At 55.0% G+C, this 13,771-nt stretch carries 13 protein-coding genes; 4 read left to right on the top strand and 9 right to left on the bottom strand.

Annotated features, from left to right (window positions below; genetic code table 11):
• Positions 1-5: 5 nt before the first annotated feature.
• The 6 genes from HMPREF1292_RS06390 to HMPREF1292_RS06365 form a co-directional block, all read right to left on the bottom strand.
• Positions 6-1,916: a penicillin-binding protein 2 gene (locus HMPREF1292_RS06390; protein WP_034645975.1), complete on the bottom strand. Its 1,911-nt coding sequence runs from the start codon at positions 1,914-1,916 to the stop codon at positions 6-8.
• A 106-nt stretch (positions 1,917-2,022) separates the two neighbouring features.
• Positions 2,023-3,003 carry a hypothetical protein gene (locus HMPREF1292_RS10505; RefSeq protein ID WP_023019219.1) on the bottom strand — a complete coding sequence of 327 codons (981 nt, stop codon included), beginning with the start codon at positions 3,001-3,003 and terminating at the stop codon, positions 2,023-2,025.
• A 2-nt stretch (positions 3,004-3,005) separates the two neighbouring features.
• A complete protein-coding gene (gene rsmH / locus HMPREF1292_RS06380; RefSeq protein ID WP_023019218.1) occupies positions 3,006-4,184 on the bottom strand; it encodes a 16S rRNA (cytosine(1402)-N(4))-methyltransferase RsmH in 1,179 nt (392 codons plus the stop codon).
• 144 nt (positions 4,185-4,328) lie between these two features.
• Positions 4,329-4,763, bottom strand: coding sequence for a division/cell wall cluster transcriptional repressor MraZ (gene mraZ / locus HMPREF1292_RS06375; RefSeq protein ID WP_021353831.1), 435 nt, complete (start codon positions 4,761-4,763; stop codon positions 4,329-4,331).
• 461 nt (positions 4,764-5,224) lie between these two features.
• On the bottom strand, positions 5,225-5,680 hold the full coding sequence (locus HMPREF1292_RS06370) for a DUF3040 domain-containing protein (protein ID WP_023019828.1): 456 nt from the start codon (positions 5,678-5,680) through the stop codon (positions 5,225-5,227).
• 200 nt (positions 5,681-5,880) lie between these two features.
• The gene (locus HMPREF1292_RS06365) at positions 5,881-6,324 is read right to left on the bottom strand and encodes an SAV_6107 family HEPN domain-containing protein (RefSeq protein WP_034645179.1); all 444 of its coding nucleotides are present in this window, start codon (positions 6,322-6,324) and stop codon (positions 5,881-5,883) included.
• Positions 6,325-6,537: 213 nt separating this feature from the next.
• On the opposite strand from HMPREF1292_RS06365, the gene HMPREF1292_RS06360 reads away from it, so the two are divergent.
• From HMPREF1292_RS06360 to HMPREF1292_RS06350, 3 genes are read left to right on the top strand one after another with little or no spacing between them, the layout of a single operon-like run.
• On the top strand, positions 6,538-7,107 hold the full coding sequence (locus HMPREF1292_RS06360) for a GNAT family N-acetyltransferase (protein WP_023019215.1): 570 nt from the start codon (positions 6,538-6,540) through the stop codon (positions 7,105-7,107).
• Between the two features lie 48 nt (positions 7,108-7,155).
• Positions 7,156-8,268 (top strand): polyprenyl synthetase family protein, encoded by a 1,113-nt coding sequence (locus HMPREF1292_RS06355; protein ID WP_023019214.1) that lies wholly within the window; start codon positions 7,156-7,158, stop codon positions 8,266-8,268.
• On the top strand, positions 8,268-9,800 hold the full coding sequence (locus HMPREF1292_RS06350) for an alpha-(1->6)-mannopyranosyltransferase A (protein ID WP_023019213.1): 1,533 nt from the start codon (positions 8,268-8,270) through the stop codon (positions 9,798-9,800). Before HMPREF1292_RS06355 ends, HMPREF1292_RS06350 begins: the two co-directional genes overlap by 1 nt.
• Here the strand turns inward: HMPREF1292_RS06350 and HMPREF1292_RS06345 are convergent.
• A complete protein-coding gene (locus tag HMPREF1292_RS06345; protein WP_021353825.1) occupies positions 9,797-10,180 on the bottom strand; it encodes an Rv2175c family DNA-binding protein in 384 nt (127 codons plus the stop codon). The two genes, HMPREF1292_RS06350 and HMPREF1292_RS06345, sit on opposite strands and share 4 nt — an antisense overlap.
• Positions 10,181-10,308: 128 nt before the next feature.
• On the opposite strand from HMPREF1292_RS06345, the gene HMPREF1292_RS06340 reads away from it, so the two are divergent.
• Positions 10,309-11,649, top strand: a complete 1,341-nt coding sequence (locus tag HMPREF1292_RS06340; protein WP_021353824.1) for a protein kinase — start codon at positions 10,309-10,311, stop codon at positions 11,647-11,649.
• Positions 11,650-11,814: 165 nt separating this feature from the next.
• Here HMPREF1292_RS06340 and HMPREF1292_RS06335 read toward each other — a convergent pair whose 3' ends face one another.
• On the bottom strand, positions 11,815-13,203 hold the full coding sequence (locus HMPREF1292_RS06335) for a class II 3-deoxy-7-phosphoheptulonate synthase (RefSeq protein WP_021353823.1): 1,389 nt from the start codon (positions 13,201-13,203) through the stop codon (positions 11,815-11,817).
• Positions 13,204-13,235: 32 nt separating this feature from the next.
• Positions 13,236-13,751 (bottom strand): polyadenylate-specific 3'-exoribonuclease AS, encoded by a 516-nt coding sequence (locus HMPREF1292_RS06330; protein WP_021353822.1) that lies wholly within the window; start codon positions 13,749-13,751, stop codon positions 13,236-13,238.
• Positions 13,752-13,771 lie beyond the last annotated feature (20 nt).

Genomic DNA, 13,771 nt, shown 5'->3' with positions numbered 1-13,771 from the left:
CATGGTTACGGTGCTTGCAAAGTTAGCTCAGGTGCAGGCGGCGATGGCGGCACATTATCCCGGTCCAGCAACCACGATGCGATCTGGTGGAACAGTGGCCCGGCGCTACCGCCTCCGCCACCACCGTCAAGGACGCCACGCTCTGGTTCGTCTAACATAATGGCGACGACAAAACGTGGATCGTCGACGGGGGCGATACCTGCGAAGGTAATCCAATACGCTGAATTGGAGTACGCCCCGGTATTCGGATCCACTTTCTGGGCGGTGCCAGTCTTACCGCTGATGTTGTAGCCTTCGATGTTCGCATCCGGTGCGGTACCGTTATTCACTCCCACCGGGTCTGCTTGCACGGTGGCACGGAACATGTCGACGACGGTCTTGGCAGTTTCTTTACTTACCACCCGCGTTTTTTCTGGTTCATCGTCGCTAGCTCCAGCCCCATCCGCGTCGTGGCTGTCTTTGACTTTATTGTCGTTGGCTCCGTTACCCTCACCAGCGTTCTTCTTCGCATCGTCTTCCGCGCTGGATTTGATGATGCGTGGTTCTACGCGCTCTCCACCATTAGCCAGCGTCTGGAAAACTGAAGCCATCTGCAACGTCGTCCACGACATGCCCTGCCCGATTGGCAGATTGGCAAACGTCGAGCCTGACCACTGCGAGCGTGCCGGACGTAGCCCCGAAGATTCGTTAGGCAACTCGATTCCAGTTGTGGCGCCGATACCGAATTTATTCAGATATTCGTCAAACTTGTCTTGCCCCAGTTTTTCCGCCAATTGCAGCGTACCGACGTTGGAAGACTTGCCGAAAATACCAGCAGTGGTATACGGCAACGGACCGTGCGGCCATGCATCATTAACGGTGACATCAGCGATTTGAATGCTGCCAGGCACTGTATGTACCTCATCTGCGGTGGTAATGCCTTCTTCAATCGCCGCAGCTGCGGTAATGATCTTGGCTACAGAACCTGGTTCATAAGGAAACGAGATGGAGCGGTTGTCAAAGTGTTTGCCGTCCTCTAATTGTTTTGCGATGTCTCCGTTTGGGTCAATCGTATCGGTATTTGCCATAGCCAACACTTCCCCCGTGGTGGCGTCGAGCACTACGGCCTCAGCAGACTCTGCTCGCGAATTGTTTTTGGCTTGTTCAAGTTGCTGCTGCACGAAAGTCTGCAAGTCCAAATCCAGAGTCAACTGGATATCTTTGCCATCGACAGCCGGGGTTTCATCGCGCAACGTCCCAGGGATAACTTGACCATTAGTAGAAACATCTTCAGTGGAGCGACCATTGATTCCCGAAAGGGTGGAGTCGCGAGAAGCTTCCAGGCCGAACTGCCCTGTGCCATCCATCGACACGCGACCAACAACATTTTCGCCGATCGCCCCGTTGGGATATTGGCGGATGTCCTGGTGGTCGGCTGCAACGCCGTGGAACCGTTCAGAAATTTCTGCGGCAATATCAGGATCGACGTTCCGCACCAGCACCTCGTATTGTGTATCGGCACGTAGCTTATCTAGCAGATCCTTCGATTTTAGGTCCTGTTTGTCTTCCGAAGCTTCCTCGATCATCTTCGGGATTTCTCGCGACATCTTCAACAATGTGGCATCGACGTATTCGTCTTTTTGCTCGTCGTCCAGCCGTTCATCTGATTCCAGCTGTGCCTGTTCACGAAGTTCTTTTCGTAGGGTTGTGGGCGATACTGTCAACGATCGTGCTTGCATCGTGTAGGCGATCTGTTTGCCTTCACGGTCCACTACACCGCCCCGCCGGGCTGGATCAACATAAATGCGGGCGCGCTGGTCTTCTGCACGTGCGGAGAGATCTGGCCCCCACACCACTTGCACCCATGCAAGCCGTCCTGCGAGCACCACCGAAAAAACTAGCAGCAGCGCAGCGATAAGCCGGAGGCGTTTATGCATCAACATTCGCTGTTCCTGGTGTGGCGTGCGTGGAGTCTGCGGTCGTGCCGAACCACGTGGACCGCGCTGAGCAGAAGATGTCACGGTGGGAATGTCACCTTCCTAATTAGCGAAGATTGGGCTGGTACGGCGCCTGTAACGGGACTTGGTTATTTTGCGGGGCCACCGCGTCCGGGTTGGCATCCGGACCGGCTGGTTCAGAGTCCACGAATCCTGGCTCGCCGGCGTGCGGTGCAGGGCTACCCGCAGCACCTTCCGGAGCCGAAGCAGGTCGTTCACCGACCTCAGAAGCTGCGCTTTCTGGAGCCTGTGGTCCGCCAGCATGCGGATACGGAATACCTCGGCGACCTTCCGGAATCGATTCCAGACGATGGCGCAGCTCACCGATACCATCTGGGTCACTGGAGGCCTGCCCCGGGCGAACAGGCTCTCCGTTCACATCAATAATAGGCCGCGTTTCTGACGAAGCTGGGCGATCTTCCACGATGTCGCCATTTTCTTCACGCCGAAGAATTCCCGGTTCCACCGGAATTTGCATACCTTCAGCAACCGCATGGCCTGCTACTTCCGCAGCTGAGCGCACGTTTTCCAAATCGCGGTGTAGCGTTTCCAGCTCATTATTCAACTGGCTTTCTTCCGCCGTCAGCACCTGTACTCGAAAGGTCTGTTGGGTAGCAATACCCGACAGCCAGATGGCAAACACGATACCGCCAATCATCATCATGATCGCGAGAACAGACAATCGTGCCCGGGTTGTCACCCGCTTAACCGGGTTAACCCGGCGACCGCGCACGCTGACCACCTGTTGCGATCCCAAACGGTGCGGGCCTTTTCCAGCGTGTGTTGCCTTGTAGCCACCACTGCGCCGCGAGGGGGCAGCGTAGCCGTGGGTACCGTCACCTGGGTGCTGGCGCTCACGGAAGTTATGGGGAACAGAAGATTGCCGTACTCCACCACCGGCACCCGGTTGATTTCCCGAACGGGTGTATTCGGCGCGCCGCGGTAGCGTTGTGGTGCCATTGCTGGTGGTGTTGGCCTGGCTGAAATTCGTGGTACGGCGCTGGCGCTCATCAGTGCTGGTGTACATCTCTAGCTACGACCTTCCGAGTCCACCGCACATGCGGTCTTTTCTTCTTGCAACTTTTCAACGGCGCGCACTCGCACCGATGCGGCACGAGGATTTTCCACGATCTCTTCTTCGCTCGCTTGTTCCGCGCCACGGGTGATAACGCGAAATTTGGCAGCAGTACCAGGCAAATCCATTGGCAGACCCGCCGGTGTTTTCGACTGTGAAATATCGCGGAAGTGCTTTTTTACCAGCCGGTCTTCCAAGGACTGATAGCTCATGAACACCGCTCGTCCACCGTCACGCAGCATGTTCGTGATCATCGGCAACGCATTCTCTATCGCAGCGAGTTCTTGATTAACCTCAATGCGCAGCGCTTGAAATGTGCGCTTCGCTGGGTGTCCGCCACTACGACGCGCTGGAGCCGGAATGGTGGCATACAAAAGCTCTACTAACCGCTGCGAAGTAGAAAAAGGTTGCTTTTCACGTTCGCGCAGCACCGCCGAAGCAATTTTTCCAGCGAATTTCTCATCACCATAAGTCTTCAAAACTCGCGCAAGATCCCCGTGGGAATAGGTGTTCAGGATATCTGCCGCTGTGATCGGTGCTGCACTATCCATGCGCATATCCAACGGAGCATCTGCCTTGTACGCAAAACCACGCTCAAGTTGGTCCAGCTGCATCGAAGACACCCCAAGATCAAACAACGCGCCACTTATACCGGCATGAAAAGCGTCGGCAAGAATCTCAGTGTTTCCAAAATACGCAACGGTCTGGGATTCTGCATTCCAGGTCTCAGCATCGACAAGTTGGGACTTCGGGACATCGACACCATCGGCATCCGCACTAGACACTGCCGCAGTTGCAACACTGGTAGCCAGTTTGTCTGCGAATTCATCAAACCGGCACTGCACTGCGCAAAACCGATCTCGATACGGGGCTAAACGTTTAGTCGCGGACCGCAGTGCGTTGCTATCTCGATCGAGACCGATCACGCGGACGTCAGGAAAGCGTTGCAAAAAATACTCGGTGTGCCCGCCAGCACCCAGGGTGCCGTCGACAAGAATTCCGTGTGCCCCCGCTGCTTCTACAGCTGGCGCCAAAAGCTCAGCCATCCGATCGCGCATCACTGGGACGTGCCCGTGCTGCGACTGTTCCGAAGTGGATTGTGCTGCGTCCACTGGTTCTGTCGGGTTTGCCATGGCGACTGTCCTCCCCTCGCGCAAAAAGCTCTGTGGTGATGGGGTGTATATAGGGCTCTGTTTGAGGCAGGTTTCTGATGTCGGGGAAGTACACCAGAGGCATCCGCCTCAAACAGAGTCCTTATGCACACTCCGTGCGCTGCCTTAGAGAAGGCCAGCCAGCACTTCATCAGCGTCGGCTGCAGAGTATGCAGCTTCGGTCTGTTCTTGGTATGCGGCCCAGGACTCTTTGTCCCAGATTTCGAGAAAATCCACGGAACCAACGACGACGCATTCCTTCGAAAGGTTTGCGTACTCGCGGTGCGCCACTGACAAGGTAATACGACCGTTACCATCTGGCCGCTGCTCATCTGCACTTGCTGCCAAGTTGCGAATGAATGCACGGGCTTCCGGATTGGTACGTGAGACCGCCGCCGCTTTGCGAGCGCGCGCAGCGAACTCCTCCCGGGGATAGACCGCCAAAGAGTGATCCTGCCCCTTCGTTACCATCAACCCACCAGCAAGTTCATCGCGAAACTTCGCCGGTAGTGTCAGGCGCCCTTTGTCGTCGAGCTTGGGAGTGTACGTGCCGAGAAACATTCTCGGTGACCTCCTGTCGCTCAACTCCTCCGGTACACGGGTTTTCTCTGTGCCACCACGTCAGCCTTGCGGATACACAAGACCTGTCATGTCGGCTAAGCCCACTCTACCCCACTTTGCCCCACAATCAACCCCAAACATCACACCAGAAAGCAACACACCACCACAGATAGAACATTCATGCAGGTGAAACACATAAAAACGGGTGGGAGATTTTTCCAGAGAGCTCAGATTTCCAACACTAAAATCAACCTATCGTGACGTCATTCCACTACCTGCCAGCCTATTTCCCGGCCCTCAACTCGAATTTGCCTATCGGAATACCTGGAAAATTAACCTTTCTAGGCGATTGCACCCAAAGGTGGGGCAAAGTGGGGGATACACAATGCAAGAAACCCCATGGTGATCACAAGGACCACCATGGGGTTAATAGAGCTATTTACGGGCGAACACCCCCAGGACTAATTCTCATCGAAGCGCGAGCGGAATCGCTCCTCCATCTTGTCCCCCAATGTGCGCTTGCCATCGTTACCACGAGAGGACTTGAAAGCATTAGAAGATTTCCCGCGTGCAGAGGGTGAGGCAACAGTGTTCGTAAGCGAAGCCGACGAAAGCTGACCACTGGAATTTCCACCACCCCGGAGCATCCAAACACCGGCGCCAAACATAACCAAGAAACCGACAATGCTGATAGCGATATACCAAAGACTGAATTGCGCAGCCGCGGCGCCGCCGATAACCGCCACCAACCCAACTACTGCTAGCGCGACTCCACGCAAGGTGATTCCCCCACCTTCACCGAAACCAGTGAAAGACGAGTCATCTTCGGAAACTGAAGAGCCAAACTTAGGGTCTTCAGCAAGCAGCGACTCCTCAATCTGACGGAGTGCTTGCTGCTCTTGCTCAGACAGCGACACGGTGATTCCTCCTGGTGGGGCAATTGGCATCCCACACGGCCCGCCAACAGCACGCATGGACAATTCTCACTTGTTTTCTATCTAATCAACGCCCAGAGTATCGCTATTGTTCCCGGAATTTCTACTTTTGTCTTCGCCCAACAAACAAGTCGCCCTAGACGTAAGCCCTCAGAAACAGTTAAGCCGCGCTGCGCGAGCAGTTAAGCCGCACTGCGCGCAACCAGAGCAACAGAAGACACTTCAGCCAAAAATTCCGAAACTAGTTTTATTAGAGAAATGACCTGCAATTGGGAAACCTCCACTGCCTGACCGAGGTCTATATCTCGGCGGATTCCAGAAAATTGCTGAAACCGCTGCGCCCAACGCTCGGCCTCAGCATCAACAAGCGCCAACTGACCCCAAGCACTAGATGGTTTACGCCTCTTGCGCTCCACGGGAGAAAGCGCCACCCGAGCTCCAGCCAGACGCAAACCAGCCATATAAGCAAGCTCAAAAGCGCGCACATCTTCCCCCGTGCGGAATTGTTCACGCGCCTGCTCTACAAGCAACACAGCACTATCCAACAGCTTCTGATGACGCGCACGCGAGACATCAGCCGTGTGGTTAAATTTAGTTGTTGCAGAAATAACCTGTGACGTCATCATCTACCTCGTTTTCGTTTCCGATTGTTTCGTTTCCGATTGCCTCGTTTATCCAATTACCTCACTGCCCCACAGCACCTTTGCGGACTGTCATCGCTTTGCGTTTTCGCCGCTTTTAGCACTGCATTCAGCGTGTGGAATTTGAAACTACGCCTGGAAACTCACACCCACTCCAGATCAAACGAAAATTAGTTCGAAAGAATGGCGGTGACCTGCATGAAGATCGAATACCGACGCCTATCGCCACAGGAATTTTCCCTTTTGGCACCCGATCTAGTGAGCATCTACTTGCGCGCTATGGACTACCCAGCGAACATTGCCAACAGTCGAATAAACTCCTGGCGACGCGATATTTTTCATCCAGGTTTCAGCGCTATCATTGCAGTAGTCGGAGACACCATCATTGGGGTTGCGTACGGCTTTTTGGGGCACCGCGGATATTGGTGGGACAACCATTTACGCGCTTTTCTAGAACAGGCCGGAACCACTGCCGAACATCACGAAAAGCTCGCCAGCTATGTAGAGCTGGCTGAACTGCATGTCTTGCCACAGATGCAAGGACACGGCGTCGGCAAGCATCTGCTCACCCAACTGGCATGGAACCTACCTGCTGATTATTTATTGCTTTCCACCCCCGAAGTTGCTGGTGAAGCCAATCGTGCTTTTGGTCTGTACCGTTCCTTAGGGTTCCGCGATGTCGCCAGGCACGTCCACTACCCTGGCGATCGTCGCGATTATGCGATTTTGGCAGCCCCACTACCGCTACCTGGAACCGAAACCCAGTAGGCTCACAGGTACTACAAGCTTCCCAACCACCCATGCAAGGACTTTTCCGTGGCATTCGAATTGCGTGATCACAACGAGCCATTGCTACCCCTCGAGGAACTTCCCGGCGCCGTACAGCGTGCACTAGAAGAATTTTTTGCTTCTCGACGTAGTGAGCTCAACAGTATTGGCACCCCCGTGACGGAAGCCGCCGAATACCTGGAACGCTTCGTCCTCGAAGGTGGCAAGCGCATCCGCCCGCTCTACTTGTGGGCAGGTTTTTGTGGGGCCACCGCAGAATCAACCTCCCTCGAAGATCATGCTGCCGTCATTCGGGCCGCTGCCTCTTTGGAACTCATCCAAGCCTGCGCTCTGATACACGACGACATTCTCGATGCTTCAGAAACCCGACGCGGCAAGCCTGCTGTACACCGGCAGGTCGCACAACGCCACCAAGTGCAGGACTTGCTCGGCGACGGGCAACATTTCGGGACTTCCGTCGCGATTTTGCTGGGCGATATGGCATTGGCTTGGGCCGATGATATGTTCCACGAATCAGGAATCAGCACGCACGCTTTACTACGATCGCAAAAACCTTGGCACCATATGCGCCAAGAAGTCATCGGTGGACAGATGCTTGATATTTCCATCGAAGCTCATGCCGACGAATCCCGCGCTTTGGCCGCCAATGTAAACCGCTTCAAAACTGCCGCCTATACAATTGAGCGTCCACTGCATTTGGGGGCAGCTATCGGTGGCGGTTCCGAGGAACTCATTTCAGCTTTCCGCGGATATGGACACGATATTGGTATCGCTTTCCAGTTGCGCGACGATCTACTCGGAGTCTTCGGCGATCCGGCGATCACAGGCAAACCCGCTGGCGACGACCTCCGCGAAGGCAAACGCACCGAGCTTATCGCCCTTACGCTCACCCGCACTGATAAACATGATCAATCAGCAGCGGCCGATCTTCGGAAGCTGCTGGGTAATACTGCCGACCCAGACGAGATCAATCACATGCGAGAAATAATCACCAAGTCTGGTGCAGTTGAAGAAATAGAAAGCACCATCGACAATCTGTATGAGTCTGGGTTAGCACACCTCCATGCGGTACCCCTTGCCGACGACGTGCGGAACAGTTTGGAAGCACTTGCGCTCAAAGCCACGAGGCGTCATAGCTGATGACGGTTCAACTGCACGCCCCTCGCCCGTTATGGCTCGGACTAGCCGCAACTGTGCTACTGACTCTCTCGTCCTTCGGTGCGGGTGCTGTCCGAAACCGCGGCGGAATATTACATGACCTCGGGTTGAGTTTTCTCAGCTTCGGCCACGCACGCGGACTCGCAAGCGTAATCTACTGGATAGCGCTATTCTTGCTGGTAACAGCCTGGGCGCTTCTGGGGCGTCAGCTCGTCGAAAAGCAGAAGAGTGATCTTTCACAAACCGGAAGTTCCGTCGGCAAGCACATTGTGGTTTGGGCCGCGCCTCTGTTATTCGCAGGGCCGCTGGCATCACGGGATGTGTATTCCTATTTGATGCAGGGCGCGATGCTTCGCGATGGCTTCGACCCTTACAACGACGGTGCGGCAGTCAACCCAGGACCGTATTTGCTGGAAGTTTCCCATGACTGGCGCAATACCACTACCCCGTATGGCCCGCTGCATTTATGGACAGGGGAAATCATTACTGGTCTCGTGGGCGATAACGTCACAGCGGGCATCGTTGTTTACAAGTTGCTATCGGTGTTGGGTTTCGCCGGCATCATCTATGCGGTACCGCGGATCGCTCAGTACCTGGGTGGCAACCCCGAACTTGCGCTATGGATTAGTGCCGCGAATCCGGTGTTGATTTTGCATCTGATTGGGGGCATGCACAACGAATCGGTGATGGTCGGCCTGGTTTCGCTGGGCCTGCTGTTGTCTCTACGCAAACGCTTTGTTTCTGGAATTGCCCTGATCGCGGTCGCAGTATCGCTAAAAGCAACGGCGGGAATCGCGCTGCCATTCGTTGTTTGGATGATGCTGCGTCACTACACCGCGCTGCACGATCCAGTGTGGCGGCGCCAGGTGGCTTTGCTGGTGCTGGGCATCAGTGCGGTTGCAGAAACGATCCTAGTGATTGCAGCGGTCACGCTAGCGTCTGGCTCTTCCTGGGGCTGGCTGACAGAGATAACCGGCAATTCGAAGGTGGTAAACCCTTTGGCATTGCCAACGCTGGTAACCGACGTGCTCGTCAGTGGGGTTTTGGGGCTCGCCGATATCGACCTCACCTATAACCAAGTTTTGACACTAACTCGAACAATTGGCTCAGTGCTCATGCTGGCTGGGTTGGCGGTTACCTGGTTGGTATTCCGAAAAACACAACGAGCCGCTGTACACGGAATTGCCGCGGCGTACTCCGTCGCGTTTGTCGCGAACTCAGTCACCCTGCCCTGGTACTACGCCTCACTCATCTCGTTAGTTGGGGTGGGGCGCCCGCCAATGTGGGTATGGAAACTAGCGACGGGCGGTTCGGTGTTTATCGCGCTCGGCTTTGCAGCAGGGGGAAACCACCAATTTTACAACCTGGTATGGGTATTGGCGACGGGCGCTGTTGCCTGGGCACTGACCATCCTGGTATTCCCACTCGGAACCCGAGTTAGCTACCCTGGTAATACCCCCGGCGGGGCAAGCGCTAACGAAAACGCACCCCAGAAAGCCCGAGCACAGTGCTAAAACGCTAGAGCCTGCGCGCGGCGAATAACCTCCCGCGCCAGGTGCCCGTGCAGCGCGTCAATCGGACGGCCCGGCAGAGTCTCATCAGCGGTAAACAGGTGTGCGAAAATCTCGCTGTTACTAAACCCTCCGTCGGCAAGCACGGTAATCACGCCAGAGACGTGTTTGCTGATCGCGCCCTTGTCATTAAAAAAGGCTGCTGGGACATAGCGGTGACCTTCGAGCTCTACCGCGATGATCTGCTTTGCAGACAATAAGTCATGCACACGCGTGATGCGCAGCCCGAGTTTTTCTGCAACCTGCGGTAGCGTTAGCAGCTCATCGTCGGCAAGCAACTGGGCTAGTGCTCTTTCACTCAACTGTTCTTCATTATCCAACACGCCACCACTCTACTACCCAGGCCGACGATCGAAGCGCGTAGCTAAGAGTTTCAGTTGAGAGTTTCACTGACAAGATTTTCCCGCGCCTTGTACACACTTATTCCGGGTCATCAGTCATACTGGAAACCATGACTAGGCTGGAACCAGGTGAGGTACTTGAGGACCGCTACCGCATAGACCGCACGATTGCTCGTGGCGGCATGTCCACCGTCTACCGCTGCCTAGACCTCCGGCTTGGGCGCGCAGTCGCAGCAAAAGTCATGGATGGCGATTACCTCGACGATCCTATTTCCAGGGAACGTTTCACCCGCGAAGCTCGCGCAATGGCACAACTGCGCCATCCCAATATCCTGGGCGTTTATGATTTTTCGTCCGCGGGCGAACACATCTTCTTAATCACCGAGCTGATAACCGGCGGTACTTTAGGTGAGCTCTTAGCAGAAACTGGCCCCCTGGATCCGGCCACCGCCACGGTTTTGCTGCGCTCCGTGTTGCAGGGGCTGGTGGTGGCGCACGACAAAGGCTTGGTGCATCGTGATATCAAGCCCCACAACGTGCTTATCGACGCTGATGGTGGCATCAAACTCGCCGATTTTGGTTTGGTGCGGGCGATGAACAACCCACAGAAAACCTCTAACCAAATCGTCGGCACTGTCTCGTATATTTCCCCAGAACAAGTCGACGGTGGCCGCATCACACCGGCAACCGACGTGTACTCCGCCGGAATCGTATTGTTTGAGCTATTAACCGGCAAGGTTCCCTTTGAGGGGGAAACTTCCCTCGGCCGGGCGCTCGCTCGCCTGCATAATGATGTTCCAGCGCCATCAGATCTGATCGATGGTATCCCGCCACTATTTGATGCATTGGTAGCCTCGGCAACCACCCGCAATCCCGACGAGCGCTTCCGCGATGCACAAGAATTTTTGGATGCTCTGGACGACGTCGCCAGTGAGCTCCTACTGCCGCACATCGCCGTGCCCGTGCCCGAGAATGCTGCCGCGCACCGGGCTGCAGTACTAGCACCATTCGCAGAATCTCCACTCCCCGAAGCTACTGCCCATTTACCTGTGATGGACGAAGCTTCCGGGGCACCGGCAGCTAGCGATTCCGAACGCGAAGAAGCACCGGAAACACTTGCCGACGGCACCATTGCTGACTCCGCCGACATCGCCATTCCGTCTGCATCCGCTAACCCGGGGGCCGTTGAACCAGCAATCGCACTGCCTACACCAGCAGCGCCTTCAGCACCTATTGCACCAGTTACTGGGCCAAGACCGCCCGCAGCCCCGGCGATGCAACCACCTGCGTCGGCAAGCCCTGCACCAAAGGAAAAACCGCTCAGCAACCGCTCTCGAGTAAAGCTGTTTCTGGTGGTTTTCTTGATGGCATTGGCAACCGGAGCCGTCGCTGTAGCCAGCTGGTGGTTTGGTTCGGGTGGCTACGGTTATATGCCGCAATTATGGCTCTGACGGTCCGCGTGGTGCGCTGTGCTCCGCCATGGAGGCTCAAATACACACATTCCTGCTTTTAGCTGCCGAATACGGAGCACGGCAGCAGTATCACGTCGCGCTCCTACAGCACGCACGCAGGGAGACATCCCAACCAGATCTAATGTTGGTTGGGATCGGCTTGTACTAATTACGAAGCATTTCAGCGACCAGAAACGCCAGCTCTAAAGACTGTTGCGTATTCAGACGTGGATCAACCTTTGATTCATAACGTCCAGGCAAATCGACATCCGTAATATCCTCTGCACCACCGAGACACTCGGTGACATCTTCGCCGGTCAGCTCAATGTGAATACCGCCCGGGTGAGTCCCCAGCGCGCGGTGTACTTCGAAAAATCCCTGCACTTCGTCAATGATTTTGTCAAAATGGCGGGTTTTATAGCCATTGGAAGAAGTAAATGTGTTGCCATGCATCGGATCTGACTGCCAAACAACCTTGTGTCCAGCTTCCTCCACTGCCTTAATCACACCCGGCAAAACGCTGCGAATCTTGTCATGCCCCATGCGTGCGACGAAAGTCAGCCGACCTGGTTCCTTATTCGGATCCAGTTTCTCGGCATAAGCTAGTGCCTCTTCTGGGGTAACCGATGGGCCGATCTTGATTCCCACTGGGTTCGCAATCAACGAGCAGAAATTAACGTGGAAATCGTCCAAGCCACGTGTGCGCTCACCGATCCAAACCTGATGCGCCGATAAATCGTACAGCTTGGTTTCGCCATTTTCGTCTTGCCCCAAACGCAGCATGCCACGTTCATAGTCAACAAGCAGAGCCTCGTGCGAACAGTAGATATCGGCAGTCTTCAGCACACTGTCATTGACGCCGCACGCATCCATGAAACGCAGACCACGCGAAATCTCGTTTGCCAAAGCCTGGTAACGTGCACCGGCGGAAGACGTGGCGACAAACTTACGGTTCCATTCATTCAATCGGTGCAGATCGGCGGTCCCCGATGAAGTAAGTGAACGAACGAGGTTCATCGCGGCTGAGGAGTTAGCATAAGCGCGAATCATACGAGCCGGGTCGTGCCTACGAGCTTCTTCGGTCGGCTCGACGCCATTCACGATGTCACCGCGATAATTCAGCAGACCATTGCCGTCTCGATCTGATGAACGCGGTTTGGCGTACTGGCCGGCTATACGAGCAAGCTTGACGACGGGCGTCGAGGCCCCATAAGTCAGCACCACTGCCATTTGCAGCAAAGTCTTGATATTGCCCCGGATATGCGGTTCGGTATTGGTTTCAAACGATTCCGCACAGTCTCCACCCTGCAGTAAGAAAGCTTCGCCGTTAGCAACCTGAGCCAACTGCGACTTCAGGTTGTAAACCTCTGGTGGCAGAACAATCGGTGGGACCGATTCCAAAATTTTGCGTACGTTATCGGCTTGCGCACGGTCCCACGTGGGCTGCTGAAAGGCTGGACGAGCAATGACATCTTCAAACCGCTCACGGATGCCATCCGGAAGCGGTGGAAGATCAGGTAGCGCGTCTTTGGGGATATCTACTGTCCAACTCACACTTCCATTAAAGCAGAAGTAATTGAAGAGAGCTAAGATAGCATTCTTTGCCCTCGATTATCCCGGTCTAAACGGGCCAGTTTTTGGCAAACCTTGAATTTTTCCAGGTTGTGCCGGGCGTCGACAAGCGCGTCATGGTTACCTTTCGGCACATCCGGTAATTTCGGCCTTCCGACCATTTCCCACAACTGTTTCAGCTCATGGGTAAACCTCGGAATTGCTTGTGGTAATCCACTCATATCACCCCATAACTGCACAAGCACCACATGGTCATACGCACCGACCCACGCCCAAAGGTCTGGGCGCCCCTCCGCGGTAAGGAATTGAAGAACCTCCCGACGAATCTGCGAATTGGTTTTCCAGACACTGGCGTTGCGGGGTGGCAACTTACTCAGAACATTTTTACGCACCCAAGAATTTGCACGTTGCGGTTCAAAATCTGTAGACACGGCATAGTATTCTTCACCGCGTTCTGAGACAATGCCGATCGAGACCAGCTGAATGGTGGTGCCGTCTTCGATGAATTCGGTGTCATAAAAATAGCGCACGAAATGCTTGCTTCTTCCTA

The organism is Corynebacterium sp. KPL1995 (assembly GCF_000477935.1).
In the GTDB taxonomy this organism is placed as follows: Bacteria; Actinomycetota; Actinomycetes; order Mycobacteriales; family Mycobacteriaceae; genus Corynebacterium; species Corynebacterium pseudodiphtheriticum.
Note: the sequence above shows the minus strand (reverse complement) of the source record. Positions and strands in the feature narration are given on the sequence as shown.

Coding starts and splice junctions, on each gene's coding strand:
- HMPREF1292_RS06390 (WP_034645975.1), bottom strand. CDS start 1,916: ATGCATAAACGCCTCCGGCTTATCGCTGCGCTGCTGCTAGTTTTTTCG.
- HMPREF1292_RS10505 (WP_023019219.1), bottom strand. CDS start 3,003: ATGTACACCAGCACTGATGAGCGCCAGCGCCGTACCACGAATTTCAGC.
- rsmH (WP_023019218.1), bottom strand. CDS start 4,184: ATGGCAAACCCGACAGAACCAGTGGACGCAGCACAATCCACTTCGGAA.
- mraZ (WP_021353831.1), bottom strand. CDS start 4,763: ATGTTTCTCGGCACGTACACTCCCAAGCTCGACGACAAAGGGCGCCTG.
- HMPREF1292_RS06365 (WP_034645179.1), bottom strand. CDS start 6,324: ATGATGACGTCACAGGTTATTTCTGCAACAACTAAATTTAACCACACG.
- HMPREF1292_RS06360 (WP_023019215.1), top strand. CDS start 6,538: ATGAAGATCGAATACCGACGCCTATCGCCACAGGAATTTTCCCTTTTG.
- HMPREF1292_RS06350 (WP_023019213.1), top strand. CDS start 8,268: ATGACGGTTCAACTGCACGCCCCTCGCCCGTTATGGCTCGGACTAGCC.
- HMPREF1292_RS06340 (WP_021353824.1), top strand. CDS start 10,309: ATGACTAGGCTGGAACCAGGTGAGGTACTTGAGGACCGCTACCGCATA.